Below are 17,274 nucleotides of genomic sequence, written 5' to 3' on the forward strand. Positions count from 1 at the left end.
CGGTCAGTACGACCAGGGCGGTTCGCTACCCCTCGCCCGCCGCCCGCAGGGCGTCCAGCACCGGGCGGATCAGCGGGTGGTCCTCGGCGCCACGGCGTACGGCGGCGAAGACCCGCCGGGTGGGCGCCGTGCCGTCGACCGGGCGGACGACCACCCCGGTGAGGTCCATGCCGCTCAGCGCCGAGCGCGGGATCAGGGCGACGCCCGCGTCCGCGGAGGCCAGTGCCACGACCGCGCGGAAGTCGTCCGAGGAGTGTTCCAGGCGCGGCTGGAAGCCGGCGCTCTCGCAGGCGAGGACGACCACGTCGTGGCAGGGGTTGCCGGGGTACGGGCCGATCCACGGGTCCTTGGCCAGTTCCCCCAGCGGCACCTCGGCCGCGTCCGCCAGCCGGTGGGTCATCGGCACGACCGCGTCGAAGGGCTCGGCGTACAGCGGGACGTGGCTCAGCCGGGGGTCGTCGGCGGGCGGGGCGCCGCGGTACTCGACGGCGACCGCGATGTCGACCTGCCGGTCCAGCACCATCGGCAGGCTGGCGTCGCCCTCGGCGTCCTGGACGCGGATCCGGATGCCGGGCGCCGACGCGGCGAGGCGGGCCACGGCCGGGGCGACCACCTGGGCGATGCCGGTCGCGAAGGCGGCGACGGTGACCGTGCCGGCCGCCCCGGAGCCGTAGGCGGCCAGCTCCGCCTCGGCGCGCTCCAGCTGGGCGAGGACGGCGTGGGTGTGGCTCAGCAGGATCTCACCGGCCGGGGTGAGCCGTACGCCCTTGGCGCCGCGCTCCACCAGGCGGTGGCCGGTCTCCTGCTCCAGCGCGGTGAGCTGCTGCGACACGGCCGAGGGCGTGAGATACAGCGCGGCGGCAGCCGCCGTCACGGTGCGATGGTCGGCCACCGCACGAAGGATGTGGAGCCGCCGCGCTTCGATCACGGATCGATTCTCTCAGGTCAGGCGGCCAGTTCCGCGCGGGCGGCGACGAACGCGTCCACGGCCCGGTTCACGTCGTCGGTGGAGTGCGCGGCGGACAACTGCACCCGGATGCGGGCCTGGCCCTGGGGCACCACCGGGTAGGAGAAGCCGATGACATACACCCCGCGCTCCAGCAGCAGCTCCGCCAGCCGGCCGGCGACAGCGGCGTCACCGATCATCACGGGCGCGATGGCGTGGTCGCCGGGGAGGATGTCGAAACCCTCCTCGGTCATCCGGCGGCGGAACAGCGCGGTGTTCTCGTTCAGCCGGACGCGCAGGTCGTCCGCCGACTCCAGCAGGTCCAGCACCTTCAGGGAGGCCGCGGCGATCACCGGGGCGAGGGTGTTGGAGAAGAGGTACGGACGGGAGCGCTGGCGGAGCAGGGCGACGATCTCGGCGCGGGCCGCCACATAGCCGCCGGAGGCTCCGCCGAGGGCCTTGCCGAGGGTGCCGGTGATGATGTCGACGCGGTCCATCACGCCGTGCAGCTCGGGGGTGCCGCGGCCGCCGGGGCCGACGAAGCCGACCGCGTGCGAGTCGTCGACCATGACCATGGCGTCGTAGCGGTCGGCGAGGTCGCAGATCTCGGCGAGCGGCGCGACATAGCCGTCCATGGAGAAGACGCCGTCGGTGACGATCAGCCGGCGCCGGGCGTCGGAGGCGTCCTTCAACTGCCGTTCCAGGTCGGCCAGATCACGGTTGGCGTAGCGGAACCGGCGGGCCTTGGACAGGCGGATGCCGTCGATGATGGAGGCGTGGTTGAGGGCGTCGGAGATCACCGCGTCCTCGGGGCCGAGCAGGGTCTCGAAGACACCGCCGTTGGCGTCGAAGCAGGAGGAGTACAGGATCGTGTCCTCCTGCCCGAGGAAGGCGGAGAGCCGCGCCTCCAGCTCCTTGTGCACCTCCTGCGTACCGCAGATGAAGCGCACGGAGGCCATGCCGTAGCCCCAGCGGTCCAGCGCCGCGTGGGCGGCGGCGATCACCTCGGGGTGGTCGGCGAGGCCGAGGTAGTTGTTGGCGCAGAAGTTGAGGACCTCGCCGGGACGGCCGCCCGCGGTCACGTCGACGGTCGCGGACTGCGGGGTGCCGATGACCCGCTCGGGCTTGTGCAGTCCGGCGGCCCGGATCTCGTCGAGGGTGACGCGCAGGTCGTCGCGCACGGAGTCGAACATCGAAGAAGCTCCTAAGGGGTTACGCGGTCCAGTCGAGGATGACCTTGCCGCCGCGGCCGCTCGCCGCGTCGGAGAAGGCCGCCTCGAAGTCACGGAAGCCGTACCGGCCGGTGATCACGGGGCTGAGGTCGAGGCCGCCCTCCAGGAGGACCGACATCGCGTACCAGGTCTCGAACATCTCGCGGCCGTAGATGCCCTTGATCGTGATCATCGAGGTGACGACGCGGGCCCAGTCCACCGCGAACTCCTCGGCGGGCAGACCGAGCATGGCGATCCGGCCGCCGTGCGTCATGTTGGCGATCATGTCGCGCATGGCCTCGGGACGGCCGGACATCTCCAGCCCGATGTCGAAGCCCTCGCGCAGCCCCAGCTCCCGCTGGCCGTCCGCGATCCCGGTCTCCGCCACGTTCAGGGCCAGGCTCACGCCGATCTTGCGGGCGAGATCCAGCCGCTCCTCGCTGACGTCGGTGATCACGACGTTGCGGGCGCCCGCGTGCCGGGCGACCGCGGCGGCCATCAGACCGATCGGGCCCGCGCCGGTGATCAGGACGTCCTCGCCGACCAGCGGGAAGGACAGCGCGGTGTGCACGGCGTTGCCGAACGGGTCGAAGATCGCGGCAACATCGAGGTCGACCGGGACCCGGTGCACCCAGACATTGGCGGCGGGCAGCGCGACGTACTCGGCGAACGCGCCGTCGCGTCCGACCCCGAGCCCGATCGTGGCCCGGCACAGGTGCCGCCGTCCGGCCAGGCAGTTGCGGCACTTGCCGCACACCAGATGCCCCTCGCCGCTGACCCGGTCGCCGGGCCGGATGTCGGTGACGTCCCGGCCGGTGTCGACGACCTCGCCGACGAACTCGTGGCCGAGCACCAGCGGGGTGCGGATCGCCTGCCGCGCCCAGCCGTCCCAGGACCGGATGTGCAGATCGGTGCCGCAGATGCCGGTGCGCAGCACCTTGATGAGTACGTCGCCGGGACCGACGGCGGGCTCGGGGACGTCCGTGAGCCACAGCCCGGGCTCCGCCTTCTCCTTGACCAGCGCCTTCACTCGTACGGCTCCTGTGGGTACGGCCCCGGGCGCGGGCATGCCGAAGGCGCCCGTATCCGGGGAGAGGGGTGGAATCGACTAGCAATCTGCCGTACCTCGCCGCCCCGGTCCATCGAGGATTTCTTAAGCGGAGCCGCAGATCTCCTTCACACCGGTCCCAAAAGGACCGAAGGAGGCAACAATCAACGGGGCACACCGCACCGGCCGACCGACCTGGAGTCGCACATGAACACCGCACGGGATCTCGCGATCGTCGCCCTGGACCCGGCGCCCGGCCGTTCCGTGGAGCAGGGCGACCTCTCGCTCGCGCTCGCGGGAGCCGAGGTGCTGGACCTGGTCGAGGCCGGGGCGCTCACGCTGGACGACGACCGCCTCGTACCGGGCACGACGACCGCGACGGGCGACCGGCTGCTCGACGAGGCCGCCGCGGCGCTGCTGCGGAAGGAGCCGTACGAGACCGTCACGGACTGGCTGTGGCGGCGGGGCTCCGGGCTCTTCGCGGCCTACGTCGACGATCTGGAGCGGGCCGGCCTGGCCACCCGCGGACGCGGCCCCCGCTTCACGCGGGGGTCCGGCCAGGCGGTGCCCGTCGACTCGCCGGCCCGCGCCGGCGCCGAGGAGCGCCGGGCGTCCGGTGAGCCCGTCCTCGCCGCGCTCGCCGCGGCCGCCGGCCTCGATGACCCGGCCGACACCACCGAGGACCTCACCGACGACACGGTCACGACGGTGCTGGCCGCCGTGGGCGACGCGGTGATGGAACTGGAGGCCGTACGGCAGCGGCGGTCGATCGAGGACTCCGCGTTCGACAACGTCTGGCGCGGCTTCTAGACCGGACGGGGGCTCAGGGCAGCGGCAGGCCGTCGGCCGCACGCCGTTCCAGCCGGGCGGCGAGATCCGCGGCCGACGCCTTGATCGCCTCCAGGCCCGGTCTCCCCCACGGCCGTGGCCGCACGTCGGCGACGCACACGGTGCCGAGCACCATCCCCGTGGTGTCGATCAGCGGTGCGCCGAGGTAGGAGCGGATGCCGAACTCGTCGACCACCGGGTTGCCCGCGAACCGCGGATAGTCGCAGACGTCCTCCAGGACGAGCGCCTTGCGCCGGACCACCACATGGGGGCAGAACCCGTGGTCGCGCGGCAGGGTGCGGCCGACCCGCGGACTGGTGCCGTCGCCCTTCACGAACAGCGCGGCCGGCGGAAGACGCAGGCCCGCGAAGAACTGCCGGTTCTCGTCGATGAAGTTGACCATGGCGTACGGCGCCCCGGTCATCTCGGCGAGGGCGTCGGCGTAGACGTCGAGGGCGGGTTCCGTCCGCTCGCCGAGGCCGAGTCGGCGCAGCCGGTCCGCTCGGGCGGGTGCCTCCTTGTCCTCGGGCGTGAGCAGCAGTCGACCGGCCGGGCGGGGCGGGTCGTAGCTCATCGGCGCGCTCCGGGGGTGTGGGCGTATGACATAGGAGGGCTCCGTGGGGTGTGCGGGGATCACATATGGGCGCCGTAGCCGGTCGCGGGGGCCGGGGCGTGCGCGATGAGGTGTTTGACGAGGGTCAGCAGGGTCTGGACGCCCGAGCTGGAGATCCGGGCGTCGCAGCGCACGACGGGGACCCCGGGGTCGAGGTCGATGGCGGCGCGCACCTCCTCGGGGTCGTAGCGGTAGGCGCCGTCGAAGTCGTTGATGGCGAGGATGAAGCCGAGGCCGCGCTGCTCGAAGAAGTCGACGGCGGCGAAGCAGTCCTCCAGGCGCCGGGTGTCGGCGAGGACGACCGCGCCGAGGGCGCCTTCGCAGAGCTCGTCCCACATGAACCAGAACCGCTCCTGTCCGGGCGTGCCGAACAGGTACAGGACATGTCGGGGGTCGAGCGTGATGCGGCCGAAGTCCATGGCGACCGTGGTCTCGACCTTGTTCTCGATGCCGTCGAGATTGTCGGTCGCGGCGCTGACCGTGGTGAGCAGTTCCTCGGTGCTGAGCGGTGCGATCTCGCTGACCGCGCCGACGAAGGTCGTCTTGCCGACCCCGAACCCGCCCGCCACCAGGATCTTCAGTGCGGTGGGGAACGGGTCGGCGCCGCCGGCGTAGTCAGAGCTGTCGTCGTAGTCCATCGAGCACTGCCTCCAGAAGGGCCCGGTCAGTGGGGTTGTGGTGGAACTCGGGGGGCTTGGTGGTGAGCGCCCCGCAGTCGACGAGGTCCGCCAGCAGCACCTTGGTCACTGCCGCCGGCAGCTTCAGGTGGGCCGCGACCTCGGCGACCGATACGGGGGCGCGGCACAGGTCGAGCGCCTCCGTCTGTTCAGGGCCCGGATAGCCGAGGGGGGTCGCCCCGGTGGCCATCACCTGGGAGATCAGGTCGAGGGCGACGGTGGGCCGGGTCCGGCCGTTGCTGACCGTGAAGGGGCGCACCAGCCGTCCGGCCGCGTCATCGAGCCAGGGCCCGTCACCGGCCGCCGCCACGCTCAAGGCCTCGACGCCGACGGTTCGACGGCATGGTGGCGGGGCGCGGTCACCAGATAGGGGCGGACGCTCTTGACCAGCATCGCCATCTCGTAGCCGAGCACGGCGGCGTCGGCCTCGCGGCCGGCCAGCACGGCGAGACAGGTGCCGGATCCGGCGGTGGTGACGAACAGCAGGGTGGAGTCGAGTTCGACGACGACCTGGCGGACGTCTCCGCCGTCACCGAAGCGGACCCCGGCGCTGCGGCCGAGGGAGTACAGACCGGAGGCCAGCGCCGCCATGTGGTCGGCGCTGTCCGCGTCGAGGCCGTGGACCGACTTCACGAGCCCGTCGCAGGACAGGAGCACCGCGCTGCTGGTGTGCGGTACGCGCTGCACGAGGCCGCTCATCAGCCAGTCGAGATCGGATGCATGGCCGGTCGGCGCTTCGCTCGCCATGGTGGATCGACTCCTTGAGGTACGAAGGTCAGCGGGAGCGCTGGGACAGGACCCGGACGTGGGCGTGGGGGTGGGGGTGGGTACGTGCGTGGTCATCCGGCTGATGCGCTCCCGTCGTGCCGGTTGGTGTGCTCGGGGCGGGACAGGTGCGCGGGGCGCGCCTGAGGGATGCGCGCGGGCGTCACGTCCGCCGCCGTGAAGTCCGCCGCCGTGAAGTCCGCGGCGAGGGCGTCGGGTCCGAGCTGGTCAGGGTGCTCGGACTCCGGTGCTGTTGCGCCTCGGCGAGGCCGACGCCGCGCTGGAAGGCGGCCATCAGCCCGGGGTCGTGCCCGGCGAGGTGCTCGGGTTCCTGGCGCGGCGCGGGACCGTCGCGCAGTTGGGGGGCGAGGTGTTCCTGGGCGCGGCGCTTGGGCAGTTGGGGCTTGCCCATGGTGCCGCGCACGGCACTGGAGCGCGGGGTGGGCGGCGCGACGGTGTGCTCGGCGACGACCGCCCGGTCCTCGGGGCTGATGCCGGGCACGGCCTCCGCGATGGTGCGCCGCTCCTCATGGGCGCCGCGCACCGGCAACGGCACGGGCCCGGAGCCGTTCGCCCTGGGCGTCGCGGCCCGGGGGCCCGGCCGCTGCGACGGGGCCTGCGCGGGGGGTGGCCCGGCCACCTGCGGCTGCGGCGCTTGCGGGGCTACGGCGGTCCCGGCGCCGCCCGGCGCGCTGCCGAGCAGGCCCTGCGGGACGACGAGGACGGCCTGCACTCCGCCGTAGATGTTGGTCTGGAGCCGGACGTTGATGCCGTGCCGCTTGGCGAGCTGGGAGACCACGAACAGGCCGATGCGGCCGTCCGCCAGCAGGCTGGCGACGTTGACCTGGTCGGGGTCGGCGAGCAGGGCGTTCATCCGCTCCTGTTCGCCGACGGGCATGCCCAGGCCGCGGTCCTCGACCTCGACGGCGAGCCCCGAGGTGACGAGGTTGGCGCGCAGCAGCACCTGGGTGTGCGGGGCGGAGAACACGGTGGCGTTCTCCACGAGTTCGGCGAGCAGGTGGATGACGTCGGCGACGGCGTGTCCGCGCAGGGTGCCGTCGACCGGCGGCACGAGCTTGACCCGGGAGTACTGCTCGACCTCGGCGATGGCCGAGCGCAGTACCTCGGTCATGGAGACCGGGTTGCTCCACTGGCGGCGCGAGACGGCGCCGCCGAGGACGGCGAGGTTCTCGGCGTGGCGGCGGATCCGGGTGGCGAGGTGGTCGACGTGGAAGAGGCCCTTGAGCAGGTCGGGGTCCTCGATCTCGTTCTCCAGCTCGTCGAGGATCGAGATCTCGCGGTGCACCAGCGACTGCAGGCGCCGGGCGAGGTTGACGAAGACCTCCAGCTTCTGTTCGCTGCCGGCCTGGCTGGACAGCTGTGCGGCCTGGACGACGGCGGTGACGGCCCCGTCGTGGGCGCGGGCCAGGTCGGCGGCGAGCAGTTCGAGGTCGTCGGCGTCCTCGGGCGGACCGCTGCGCGGTTTGCGCCGGGGCGGGCTGTCGCCCCGGCGCAGGGATTCGACCAGGGCGCGCAGGTCGGCCTCGCCGCGGGCGCTGCTGCGGCGCAGGGCGCCGATGCGTTCGCTGACGGAGCCGGCGGTGCGGTCGGCGGCCACGGCGGCGATCACGATCCCCGAGAGGGCGACCGCGCCGGCGCCGGCGAGCATGCCCCACAGGGCGAGGCCCGGCCGGGCGCCGGTGGTGCGGACGGTGAACAGCACGGCCGCGCAGCCGGCGAGGGCGACCGCGACCGGGGGCAGCACGGCGAGCCGCAGGAGCTGCGGCCGTATGTGCGTCTCGGGCAGGGCCGGGGCGGGGCGGGCGACCGGCCGACCGTGCCGCCCGCCCTCACGGCGGTCTGCGCGTGCGGCCGGTGCGCGGAGGTGAGACATCGGTGTCCTCGTACTGTCCGTCGGGCGCGCCACCGGGCCGGGGCGCGGGCGGGCGCGGCGCCATCGCGGTGTCGGTCGGCGGGACCGAGGAATTCGGCCCCGCGTTGCCCGACGGACACTGACAGTAGTCGGCAACGCATCAGGTGCGGTGGGCAGTTGACAAACTCGTACGCGGAGCATCCACCTCTGGTATGAGCCCTCGTACGGGAGATCGACCGCCCGAAGCGGATCCCGCCCTCGAACGCAAAAGCATCGATCACACCTGGTCGGAAGTGGTCACACACGGACGACGAGGGCCGGGAAGCCCTTCGCTTCCCGGCCCTCGTCGTCCGCCGTTTCTCCGACCGGCGTCAACCCGCCGACGCCGCTTTCACACCCTCGGGGGTTTTGGCCCGACCGTCACCCGCCGTGTCGGGGTGCTTCTCCGCCGCTCAGCGGTCACCGGCCAGATCGAGGTCGCCGCGGGCGCTCTCCTCGGGCGCGGCCACCGGCTCCGGACGGCGCCAGGGGTGCGGGAGCGGCGCTGACAGGGAGCGCCACCAGGGCTGGACGGGCAGCAGTCCGGCGGGCTCGAACGGCTCGCCGGGCCGCGGGAAGGCGGCCGCCTGGCCGGCCTCGTCGGCGGCGTCCCGGGTCCACTCCCCGGGCTCCGCCCACGCGTGCGTGGCGAGGTTGAAGGTGGCCCAGTGGATCGGCAGCAGCACGCCGTGCGGCTGTCCGCCCTGGAGGTCGAGGTGGGCGCGCATGCCCTGCTCGGGTGTCATGTGGATGTCCGGCCAGAAGTCGCTGTACGCGCCGATCTGGATCATCGTCGTGTCGAACGGGCCGTGTTCGGCGCCGATGTCCTTGAAGCCCTCGAAGTACCCGGTGTCGCCGCTGTGGAAGATCCGGTGCTCGGAGCCGGCCACGGACCAGGAGGCCCACAGCGTGTGCTGGGTGTTGCGCAGACCGCGGCCGCAGAAGTGCCGGGCGGGGGTGGCGGTCAGGGTGAGCCCGCCGACCTTGGCCGACTCGTGCCAGTCCAGCTCGCGCAGCCGGTCGGGGGAGACGCCCCAGCGCTCCAGGTGGGCGCCGACGCCGAGCGGCACGGCGAACACGGTGTCCGTGCCGGCCAGCGCCTTGATGGAGGGCAGGTCCAGGTGGTCGTAGTGGTCGTGCGAGATGACGACGACGTCGACCGGGCCGAGCGCGGCCAGCGGCAGTGGCGCCGGGTGCAGTCGCTTGGGCCCGGCGAAGGCGAACGGGGAGCAGCGCTCGCCCCAGACGGGGTCGAAGAGCACCCGGTGCCCGTCGATCTCCGCGAGCACGCTGGAGTGGCCCATCCAAGTGATGCGCAGACCGGTGGCGGGCGGGCACGCGAGGTCCGCGAGGGTGGTGGAGTGCACGGGCACGCTGCCGCGGGGGGATCTGCGCGGGCGCTCGTCCTTGGCGAAGAAGACCTTGGCGAACTCCAGCATCGAGCCGGAGGGCCGGGTCCGGGCGAGTCCGCCGGGGTTCTGGAAGACGCCGTCCTCGAAGTGGGGCGATCTGCGGATGCGCGCCAGGCGCTCGCCGCTCGGCTCCGCGCCGAAGGCCGCCGGCTCCAGCGCGCGGAGCACGGAGCTCAGGGAACGGAAACCGGTCACGGTACCTCCATGTGGAGTCGTCGAGGCATCCCATTATGGTCGGCCCCTCCGACAACGCCCCCGGCCCGGACCGTCCGAAGATCCGTTGAACACATTGACAGTGCGGACGACCGCTGAAGATACTGACTGATGATTCAGTAAGGAGACGTCATGTCCGCTCCCCTCCTGTCGCTGACCTGGACCGACGACATCACCGGCCGCCAGGGCTTTCTCGTGATCGACCGGCTGGTGCGGGGGGTGTGCAGCGGCGGTCTGCGGATGCGCGAGGGGTGCGCCCTCGACGAGATCACGGGGCTCGCCCGCGGCATGTCCATGAAGGAAGCACTGCACTACGACCCGGCCGGCCGTTACATCCCGCTCGGCGGAGCCAAGGGCGGCATCGACTGCGATCCGCGCGATCCGGCGGCGTACGGCCTGCTCGTGCGCTACCTGCGGGCCCTGCGGCCGTACGTCGAGTGCTTCTGGACCACCGGCGAGGATCTCGGGCTCAGCCAGGACCTGGTGGACCGGGCGGCGGCCGAGGCGGGCCTGGTGTCGTCCGTCCAGGCCGTGTATCCGCTGCTCGACGACGAGGCCGCCGCCCGGCGCCGGCTCGCGGACGCCTTCGCCGTGGAGGTCGACGGCATCGGGCTGGACGAACTGGTCGGCGGCTGCGGGGTGGCGGAGTCGGCGCTCACGGCTCTGGACCGGGCCGGGGTGCCCTACGCGGGCACGCGCGTGGCCGTGCAGGGGTTCGGCACCATGGGCGGGGCCACGGCCCGGTTCCTCACGCGCGCGGGGCTGACGGTGGTGGCCGTCGCCGACCTCAAGGGCACCGTCGCCAACCCGGCGGGCCTGGACGTCGAGGCGCTGCTCGCCGCGCGGGACGCGTACGGCACCGTGGACCGCGCCGCGTTGCGCCCGGGGGACCTTGAACTGCCGGGCGACGCCTGGCTGTCGGCGGACGCGGAGGTGCTGGTGCCGGCGGCCGTGTCGTACGCCGTCGACGCCGTGAACCAGGAGCGGATCACCGCCCGCTGGATCGTCGAGGCGGCCAATATGCCGGTGCTGCCGGAGGCCGAGGCGCTGCTCGCCGGCCGCGGGGTCACCGTGCTCCCCGACGTCGTGGTCAACTCCGGCACGAACGCCTGGTGGTGGTGGACCCTCTTCGGCGACATCGGCCCCGACGCGTCGGAGGCCCTCGCCCGCGTCCGCCGCTCGATGCGCACCCTGACCGAGCAGATACTGACCCGCGCCCAGACCGACGGCACAACCCCCCGCGCAGCAGCCCACGCCCTCGCCACGGCCCGGCTCCCCACCATCACAGACCGATATGGCCCCTACCGCTGAACCACCCACCGGCTCGCCCCAAGACGGCAGGTTGAGCGACGCGCACTGTCCTTGCCGCACGGTGACGGACCGGGTGGCGGGGGGGGCAGGGCGGCACGCACCGGGCTTGCCGCACCTCGGCGACGGTGCAGCGCACACCGGCTTACCCCACTCCGGCAGCCGGGCGGCGCGCACCGGGTTCGCCGCACGACGAGGGCCGGGCGGCGCCCACCGGCATGCCCCACACCGGCGACAGAGCAGCACACCCGGGCTCGCCACACCTCGGCGACGGTGCAGCGCACACCCACTTACCCCACTTCGGCAGCCGGGCGGCGCCACCGGCCTGCCCACTTCCGCGACGGGGCAGCACACACTGGCGTGGCTCACAGCACCGGGCAAGGCGGCACGCACCCCTTGCCGCGCCTCGGCGGACAAGGGCACCGTGCACCGGCGCACCGCACCTCGGCGGACAAGGCGGCCCGCACCAGCTTGTCGCACCTCAGCGGCCTAACGGCACATAAGCCGTCTGCTCCACCTCAGCCCGCCGGGCGGCACGCAAGCGGCGGTCTGCCGATCGCGGCGGCAGGGCCGCGCCCCCGGCTTGGCGTGCCTCGGCGGTGCGGCCCGCGGGCGGGCGGCCTGGGGGGCAAGGATTAGGGTGAGGCGCGTGGCGAGGGTTCGGTTGAGTGTGGCGGAGCGGCGTGAGGAGTTGCTGCGGGCCGCCGTCGAGCAGATCGAGGCGCGGGGCGTGGCGGCGGTGCGGATCGCCGACGTGGCGTCGGCGCTCGGCGTGAGCAACGCCCTGGTGCTGTACCACTTCTCCAGCAAGGAGAAGCTGGTCGCCGCCGCCTTCGCCCACGCGGCCGAGGACGACCTGGCCCAGTTGCGCAAGCTGCTCGGGCGCCGGACGACCGCGCTGCGCCGGCTGCGCGCGGCGGTGCGCTGGTACGCGCCCACCGGCCAGGCCAAGGGCTGGCGGCTGTGGATCGAGGGCTGGGCCGCGGCGCTGCGCGAACCCGCGCTGCGCGAGGTCACCCAGGCCCTCGACACGCAGTGGAAGGCGGCCCTCGCCGAGGTCATCGCCGAAGGGGTGGCCGCGGGCGAGTTCCGCTGCCCCGACCCGGCCGGCGCGGCCCTGCGCCTGACGGCCCTGCTCGACGGGCTCGCCGTCCAGCTGACGTCCTACCCGGGCGCGCTGTCCCGCGCGCGTGCGCAGGAGTGGGCCGACGAGGCGCTGGCCCGGGAACTCGGTGTGGGGCTGGAGGCGTTGACCGCGGCGGCGCGGTGAGCCCCGGAATCAGTCCAGCTCGTAGACGGCCGTGACCCGCACGTCGTCCTGGATCTCGCCGGGCGCGATCGGCACGCCCACCCCGCTCCCGGCCACGTCGGCGGGGGCCGGGACCGGGGAGGGCCCGCCCGACACGCCCTCGGTGAGCGAGACCAGCCGTCCCAGGTCCCGTCCGCTGAGCCGGGCGTACTGGAGCGCCTTGGCGTGCGCGTCCTTGTGCGCGGCCGCACGCGCGCGTGCCCGCAGTTCGGTGCGGTCGGCGACGTCGAAGACGACCCCGTGGATACGGCCCGCGTCACCGGTGGCGTCCGTGACGGACTGCAGGATCAGGCCGGTCCGCGCAACCATGCGGATCTTCAGGGAGAAGTTCTGCGCGGCCTGATACCCCGTCAGCGTGGAGTTGCCGTCCTGGTACTTGTACACGGGCGTCAGGGACAGCCCCTCGGTACGCACGTCCTGCTCGGCCACCCCGCGCTCGCGCACCGCGTTCAGCAGGGCGTTCGCGGCCTTGCTCTGGGCGTCCTGGGCGGCCTGCGCGGTCTTGCCGACGGCCTCGACACCGACGCTGACGATGGCCAGATCGGGAACGGCGGTCGCGGAGCCGACCCCGGTCACCGTGATGGTCGACGAGACCGGCGCGCTGCGCACGGCCGAGGCGGCGGGGCCGGCCGGAGCCGTCACCGAAAGAGCAGCGGGGCTCGCCAGCGCGGTCGCCGGAGCGGCCGCGAGGAGCGGCAGACCGAGGGCGAGGAGGGCAACGGCAAGCGTGGCGGTGGGACGGGGCAGCGGTACGGTCATGGCCGACCTTCCGGGCGTGGGGACGGGACGGGCCCATCCCAGCACCGGGGTCCGCACGCGCGCGTGCACCACTCCCCCGCCGTCACCTCACTGGTCGAGCCCGCCCCGGCCCCGGCGCCTGGCTCAGACGGCCGTCTCGATCCACATCCTGATGTCGCCCGGCGACAGACTGCCCTTGGCGGTCACATGGTCGCCCGACGACTCCCCGCGCAGCCGCCGCCCGAACCACGGCACCAGGTATTCGCGTGCCCACTGCACATCGTCGCGCCGGATCTCGAGGGTCCCGCGCGGCGGCAGCGGCGGCCAGGGCTGGTCCGGGTCGGCCGGTACCTCCAGACCGAGGACCTGTCCCGCGCGCAGCGCCACCCGCGTGTGTCCCTCGGGCGACAGATGCAGCCGGTCGGTGTCCCAGGCGCGCCGGTCCTGCACGGTCTTGAGGGACCACAGGTCCAGCACCGGGCAGCCGTACCGGTCGGCGATGGCCCGGACATGGAGGTTGTACGTGGCGATCTTGCCGCGCAGATGCTTCAGCACCGGCACGCCACGGGTGTCGAAGCCGGTGGTCACCATGACGGTCCCGGCGGCCTCGGTGAGCCGGGCCACGGCCCGCTCGAACCGCTCGGCGACCTCGTCGGGGTCGGTGCCGGGCCGGATGATGTCGTTGCCGCCGGCGCAGAACGAGACCAGGTCCGGGGCGAGTTCGAGCGCCCTGGGAAGCTGGTCGGCCACGATCTGGTCCAGCAGCTTCCCGCGTACGGCCAGGTTCGTGTAGCGGAAGTCCCCCTCGGGGCGGCGGTCCGCGAGCAGTACCGCGAACCGGTCGGCCCAGCCGACGAACGCCCCGTCCGGGCCGGGATCTCCCACGCCCTCGGTGAAGCTGTCCCCCAGCGCCACGTACGACCCGATCACTGCTCTGTTGTCACTCTTCGAATCGTCTGCCACATCGGGTCATGATTCACCTTCGAATGTGACCTACGCGACCGTAGGCAGGGGTTGACGGCCGGTGAGATACCCCACTCTTCAAGGCTTGGCCAATTCCGGAATAAAAACACCGAAGGCCGGACCCGGGGATCTGGGGTCCGGCCTTCGGCGGCGTGTCAGGCAGGTGGTTCCTCGGCGGCGCGTCCGTCAGACGGAGACGCCCTTCGCGCGGAGGTAGGCGACCGGGTCGACGTCCGAGCCGTAGTCCGGCGTGGTGCGGATCTCGAAGTGCAGGTGTGGGCCGGTCGAGTTGCCGGTCGAGCCGGAGAGACCGACCTGCTGGCCCGCCGTCACCGACTGGCCGCTGGAGACGGACAGCGAGGACAGGTGGGCGTACTGCGCGTAGTGGCCGTCGGCGAGCTGGATGACGACCTGGTTGCCGTACGCGCCGGCCCAGCCGGCCGAGACGACGGTGCCCGCGCCCACGGCCTTCAGGGAGGTACCGGTCGGCACGACGAAGTCGACGCCGGTGTGGTAGCCGCTGGACCACATGCTGCCCGCGACCTTGTAGGCGGTGCCGACCCCGGCACCGGAGACCGGGGAGCTGAAGCCGCCGGCGGAGCTCTGCGCGGCCTGCGCGGTGGGGGCCGCCTCGGACTCCGAAGCCTGCGAGGACTCCGCGGCCTCGGAGGACTTGGCGGAGCCCGACGAGGAGGACTCGGCGGACGAGGACTTCGCGGAGGACTTGGCGGCCGGCTTCTCGGCGGTGTCCGTCGTGGCGGCTCTCTTGCCGATCGACAGCTTCAGGCCGGGGTGGATCAGCGCCGGGTCGTCGCCGACGGCCTCACGGTTGTCGGCGTAGAGCCTCTCCCAGCCACCGCTGACGTGCTGCTCGTTCGCGATCTTCGAAAGGTAGTCCCCCGAGCGCACCGTGTACGTCGTGGCGGTGGCCTTCTTCGCGGTGGCCTTCTTCTCGGCCGCCTTCTTGTCCGCGGTCTGGACCGACTGAACGGCCTTTTCCGGAACGGACTGCGACGGGGCCGCGTGGGCGCCGGTGGCCCCCAGGAGCGGGAGGGCGAGTGCGGCGCCACCGGTGCCGGCAACGGCGATCGAGCGAGTGAAGCGCAGGGCCTTGGGACGGCGGTGCTTACCCTTCGCGGGCATGGCGATTTCCTCTCCGGCGCCTACGAGGTGAGCTGTCGGGTGCGGACTGGAGATGTCCGGCCGCGCGCTGGGCGCGACTTGACCCCGAGCCTGTTCCGGGAACCGGACCAGGCGGTGGTGCCTGTGGGTCCCCCGCTCCTGCCGTGCACGGGTGAGTGGGTGCGGATTCCGAGCAGCGGCAGGATTAGGCGTTCCGCTCGGATTGGTGGCGAACGTAAGCGACCAAGACGCAAAGGGACAAGCAGAAGGTTCCGCATGAAGCCGTACCTCTTGATCCCCTGTGGGAATTCCTCGTCACTTTGCGTGCATTAAGCAGGGGCCGTTCCCGCAAACGCCCTTGAGAAACGGGTGAATTACGTGAACATGACGGGCGACGCTCGGTCACGGATATGACGCTGCTCACGTGACGCTGCTCCACACCCCTTTATTCCAGAGCGAGTTGGAAGGAAGGCTGCAATTCGGACAGAACACCCAGAAGCGGCGCGGGCGGAGAACCGTCACATCATGGTTGATGCGTGAACCCGCGATGAATCAGCAGGGTTTCCACGTTGTTCGCCCGTTTTGCCGCATTCAATGAGCGGCCGGTGTGCATGTCGTATCGTCAAGGCGTGTCCGCCGGCGACCCGAGTCGGCGGGATCCGGTGGGAGGAGCCCCAGTGACGCAGCAGGTCCCGTCGACCGAGCCCGAGCTGGCCGGAGTGCGCAACTTCCGTGACGTGGGCGGGCTGCCGACCACGGACGGACGGCGGGTGCGCTACGGCGTGCTGTTCCGCAGCGGCCACCTCGCGCACGCGACCGAGCAGGACACGGCGTTCCTCGACTCCCTCGGCCTGCACACGATCTTCGACTTCCGCAATGCGGCGGACCAGAAGCTGGAGGGCCCCGACGTCGAACTCACCGGTGTCCGGAATGTGAACCTCCCGCTGACGGACCCCGCGGACGGCGCCGAGTTCTGGAAGATGGTCCGCGACGGCGAGATCGAGCAGCTGCGGCAGATCCTCGACGACGGCAAGGCCGCGAACCGGATGATCGAGTCGTACCGCACGATCGTCAAGGAGCGCACCGCCGAGCACTCCCAGGTGCTGCGCTCCCTGGCCGAGGACAGCGTTCCGGCCCTGATGCACTGCGCGGCGGGCAAGGACCGGGCCGGACTGTCGATCGCGGTGACGCTGCTCGCCCTCGGCGTCGAGCGCGAGGCGATCCTCGCCGACTACCTGGAGTCCAACGCCAAGCACCGCCGCTACAAGGTGCAGCGCAACAACACCCACACCCCCGAGGTCATGGAGCTGCTCAGCCCGCTCTTCGACGCGCGCGCCGAGTACCTCACGGCGGCCTTCGACACCATCGAGGAGACCTGGGGCGACGTCGACACCTACCTGGAGCAGGGGCTCGGCATCACCCCGGAGATCCGGGAGCGGCTGCGGGAGCGGCTGCTCGACTGAGCCCGGCGGCTACTGCCCGGCCCCCAGCTCGAAGATCAGATAGACGAACGCGGCGAAGACATGGCCCACCGCCAGGTAGATGACCAGCCGGATCCACAGGGCGCGCGGGAACCTCTCCTCCATGTCGCTCATGGCGTCTCTCCGGGGGTCGGGCCCAGGCACAGGGCGGTCGTGGGGCTCTGCAGCAAGGTGTGGACGAACAGCAGCTCCACGCCGTCCCGGTCCAGGGCGGCGATGCGGTGCGGGGTGAGCGAGTCGAAGTGGGCGCTGTCGCCCGGGGCGAGCCGGTGCGTGGTGTCCCCGAGGCGCAGCCGGAGCCGCCCGGTGAGGACGTAGAGCCATTCCTCGCCGGGGTGCACCCGCACGATGTCGCCCTTGGAGCCGAAGGGGACGTGCAGCCGCAGCGCCTGCATCCCCCGGCCGGGCGCGCCCGCCTGCCGGTACGTCCAGCCGCCGGCCGCCGTCGGTTCCATGTCGGCGGCGCGGATGACGGCGTCCCGGTCGGCGACCGTCTCGCCGAGCAGCTCCGAGACGGTCGTACCGTAGACGCGCGCGAGCGAGAGCAGCATCGGCAGCGAGGGCTGGCGCTGTCCCGTCTCCAGACGGGACAGGTGGGCCGGCGACAGACCGGCGGCGCGAGCCGCGGCCTCCAGGGTGAGGGCGGCCTGGCGGCGCAGGGCCCGCAGCTGCGGCGCCACCGCGGGCAGGTCGTCGTCCGGCCCGGTCTCGGGAGAGCTCATGCCCTC

18 protein-coding genes and 1 riboswitch are annotated in these 17,274 nt (G+C 72.6%); of the genes, 4 read left to right on the top strand and 14 right to left on the bottom strand.

The features are described 5' to 3' along the window. Positions 1–25: 25 nt before the first annotated feature. Genes ACWD1Z_RS04925 through tdh form a run of 3 tightly spaced genes read right to left on the bottom strand, consistent with a single transcriptional unit; the run spans position 26 to position 3,187 of the window. Entirely contained in the window at positions 26–928 is a 903-nt protein-coding gene (locus ACWD1Z_RS04925) for a LysR family transcriptional regulator (protein ID WP_451115588.1), read from the bottom strand. 17 nt (positions 929–945) lie between these two features. After that, complete coding sequence (locus ACWD1Z_RS04930; RefSeq protein ID WP_451115589.1) at positions 946–2,139, bottom strand: glycine C-acetyltransferase; 1,194 nt, start codon at positions 2,137–2,139, stop codon at positions 946–948. A gap of 19 nt (positions 2,140–2,158) precedes the next feature. Continuing rightward, the gene (tdh, locus tag ACWD1Z_RS04935) at positions 2,159–3,187 is read right to left on the bottom strand and encodes an L-threonine 3-dehydrogenase (protein WP_451115591.1); all 1,029 of its coding nucleotides are present in this window, start codon (positions 3,185–3,187) and stop codon (positions 2,159–2,161) included. Positions 3,188–3,412: 225 nt separating this feature from the next. Here tdh and ACWD1Z_RS04940 point away from each other — a divergent pair, with 225 nt between their 5' ends. Continuing rightward, a complete protein-coding gene (locus ACWD1Z_RS04940; RefSeq protein ID WP_451115593.1) occupies positions 3,413–4,015 on the top strand; it encodes a GOLPH3/VPS74 family protein in 603 nt (200 codons plus the stop codon). Between the two features lie 13 nt (positions 4,016–4,028). Here ACWD1Z_RS04940 and ACWD1Z_RS04945 read toward each other — a convergent pair whose 3' ends face one another. The 6 genes from ACWD1Z_RS04945 to ACWD1Z_RS04970 all read right to left on the bottom strand — a co-directional run bounded on the left by ACWD1Z_RS04945 (position 4,029) and on the right by ACWD1Z_RS04970 (position 9,607). Continuing rightward, complete coding sequence (locus ACWD1Z_RS04945; protein WP_451115595.1) at positions 4,029–4,607, bottom strand: GAF domain-containing protein; 579 nt, start codon at positions 4,605–4,607, stop codon at positions 4,029–4,031. Between the two features lie 59 nt (positions 4,608–4,666). Continuing rightward, positions 4,667–5,284 (bottom strand): GTP-binding protein, encoded by a 618-nt coding sequence (locus ACWD1Z_RS04950; RefSeq protein ID WP_451115597.1) that lies wholly within the window; start codon positions 5,282–5,284, stop codon positions 4,667–4,669. Beyond that, the gene (locus ACWD1Z_RS04955) at positions 5,262–5,633 is read right to left on the bottom strand and encodes a DUF742 domain-containing protein (RefSeq protein ID WP_451116318.1); all 372 of its coding nucleotides are present in this window, start codon (positions 5,631–5,633) and stop codon (positions 5,262–5,264) included. Before ACWD1Z_RS04955 ends, ACWD1Z_RS04950 begins: the two co-directional genes overlap by 23 nt. A gap of 2 nt (positions 5,634–5,635) precedes the next feature. After that, the gene (locus ACWD1Z_RS04960) at positions 5,636–6,070 is read right to left on the bottom strand and encodes a roadblock/LC7 domain-containing protein (RefSeq protein WP_389419069.1); all 435 of its coding nucleotides are present in this window, start codon (positions 6,068–6,070) and stop codon (positions 5,636–5,638) included. 181 nt (positions 6,071–6,251) lie between these two features. Continuing rightward, entirely contained in the window at positions 6,252–7,982 is a 1,731-nt protein-coding gene (locus ACWD1Z_RS04965) for an ATP-binding protein (RefSeq protein ID WP_451115599.1), read from the bottom strand. A 431-nt stretch (positions 7,983–8,413) separates the two neighbouring features. Further along, complete coding sequence (locus ACWD1Z_RS04970) at positions 8,414–9,607, bottom strand: MBL fold metallo-hydrolase (RefSeq protein WP_451115601.1); 1,194 nt, start codon at positions 9,605–9,607, stop codon at positions 8,414–8,416. Positions 9,608–9,757: 150 nt separating this feature from the next. Between ACWD1Z_RS04970 and ACWD1Z_RS04975 the strand changes: the two genes are divergently transcribed. Continuing rightward, complete coding sequence (locus ACWD1Z_RS04975) at positions 9,758–10,936, top strand: Glu/Leu/Phe/Val dehydrogenase dimerization domain-containing protein (RefSeq protein ID WP_451115602.1); 1,179 nt, start codon at positions 9,758–9,760, stop codon at positions 10,934–10,936. A 646-nt stretch (positions 10,937–11,582) separates the two neighbouring features. Beyond that, a complete protein-coding gene (locus ACWD1Z_RS04980; protein WP_451115604.1) occupies positions 11,583–12,203 on the top strand; it encodes a TetR family transcriptional regulator C-terminal domain-containing protein in 621 nt (206 codons plus the stop codon). Between the two features lie 9 nt (positions 12,204–12,212). On the opposite strand, the gene ACWD1Z_RS04985 is transcribed toward ACWD1Z_RS04980, so the two are convergent. The 3 genes from ACWD1Z_RS04985 to ACWD1Z_RS04995 form a co-directional block, all read right to left on the bottom strand. Next, entirely contained in the window at positions 12,213–13,001 is a 789-nt protein-coding gene (locus tag ACWD1Z_RS04985) for an SIMPL domain-containing protein (protein WP_451115605.1), read from the bottom strand. Between the two features lie 123 nt (positions 13,002–13,124). After that, positions 13,125–13,910, bottom strand: coding sequence for an SGNH/GDSL hydrolase family protein (locus ACWD1Z_RS04990; protein WP_451116320.1), 786 nt, complete (start codon positions 13,908–13,910; stop codon positions 13,125–13,127). A gap of 219 nt (positions 13,911–14,129) precedes the next feature. Next, positions 14,130–15,086, bottom strand: coding sequence for a LysM peptidoglycan-binding domain-containing M23 family metallopeptidase (locus tag ACWD1Z_RS04995; protein WP_451115607.1), 957 nt, complete (start codon positions 15,084–15,086; stop codon positions 14,130–14,132). 2 nt (positions 15,087–15,088) lie between these two features. After that, a riboswitch (cyclic di-AMP (ydaO/yuaA leader) is annotated at positions 15,089–15,258 on the bottom strand. A gap of 484 nt (positions 15,259–15,742) precedes the next feature. Between ACWD1Z_RS04995 and ACWD1Z_RS05000 the strand changes: the two genes are divergently transcribed. Then, a complete protein-coding gene (locus ACWD1Z_RS05000; protein WP_451115609.1) occupies positions 15,743–16,528 on the top strand; it encodes a tyrosine-protein phosphatase in 786 nt (261 codons plus the stop codon). A 9-nt stretch (positions 16,529–16,537) separates the two neighbouring features. On the opposite strand, the gene ACWD1Z_RS05005 is transcribed toward ACWD1Z_RS05000, so the two are convergent. Next, positions 16,538–16,660, bottom strand: coding sequence for a DUF6126 family protein (locus tag ACWD1Z_RS05005; protein WP_451115611.1), 123 nt, complete (start codon positions 16,658–16,660; stop codon positions 16,538–16,540). Next, entirely contained in the window at positions 16,657–17,268 is a 612-nt protein-coding gene (locus ACWD1Z_RS05010; protein WP_451115613.1) for a helix-turn-helix domain-containing protein, read from the bottom strand. Before ACWD1Z_RS05010 ends, ACWD1Z_RS05005 begins: the two co-directional genes overlap by 4 nt. Between the last annotated feature and the right edge of the window lie 6 nt (positions 17,269–17,274).

This window comes from Streptomyces sp. NPDC002784, from assembly GCF_053592135.1.

Excerpts from the sequence above, each read along its gene's own strand:
- ACWD1Z_RS04975 (WP_451115602.1), top strand. The coding sequence starts at position 9,758 with ATGTCCGCTCCCCTCCTGTCGCTGACCTGGACCGACGACATCACCGGC.
- ACWD1Z_RS05010 (WP_451115613.1), bottom strand. The coding sequence starts at position 17,268 with ATGAGCTCTCCCGAGACCGGGCCGGACGACGACCTGCCCGCGGTGGCG.
- ACWD1Z_RS04945 (WP_451115595.1), bottom strand. The coding sequence starts at position 4,607 with ATGAGCTACGACCCGCCCCGCCCGGCCGGTCGACTGCTGCTCACGCCC.
- ACWD1Z_RS05005 (WP_451115611.1), bottom strand. The coding sequence starts at position 16,660 with ATGAGCGACATGGAGGAGAGGTTCCCGCGCGCCCTGTGGATCCGGCTG.
- ACWD1Z_RS04960 (WP_389419069.1), bottom strand. The coding sequence starts at position 6,070 with ATGGCGAGCGAAGCGCCGACCGGCCATGCATCCGATCTCGACTGGCTG.
- ACWD1Z_RS04950 (WP_451115597.1), bottom strand. The coding sequence starts at position 5,284 with ATGGACTACGACGACAGCTCTGACTACGCCGGCGGCGCCGACCCGTTC.
- ACWD1Z_RS04965 (WP_451115599.1), bottom strand. The coding sequence starts at position 7,982 with ATGTCTCACCTCCGCGCACCGGCCGCACGCGCAGACCGCCGTGAGGGC.
- ACWD1Z_RS04930 (WP_451115589.1), bottom strand. The coding sequence starts at position 2,139 with ATGTTCGACTCCGTGCGCGACGACCTGCGCGTCACCCTCGACGAGATC.
- ACWD1Z_RS04995 (WP_451115607.1), bottom strand. The coding sequence starts at position 15,086 with ATGCCCGCGAAGGGTAAGCACCGCCGTCCCAAGGCCCTGCGCTTCACT.
- ACWD1Z_RS04985 (WP_451115605.1), bottom strand. The coding sequence starts at position 13,001 with ATGACCGTACCGCTGCCCCGTCCCACCGCCACGCTTGCCGTTGCCCTC.
- ACWD1Z_RS04940 (WP_451115593.1), top strand. The coding sequence starts at position 3,413 with ATGAACACCGCACGGGATCTCGCGATCGTCGCCCTGGACCCGGCGCCC.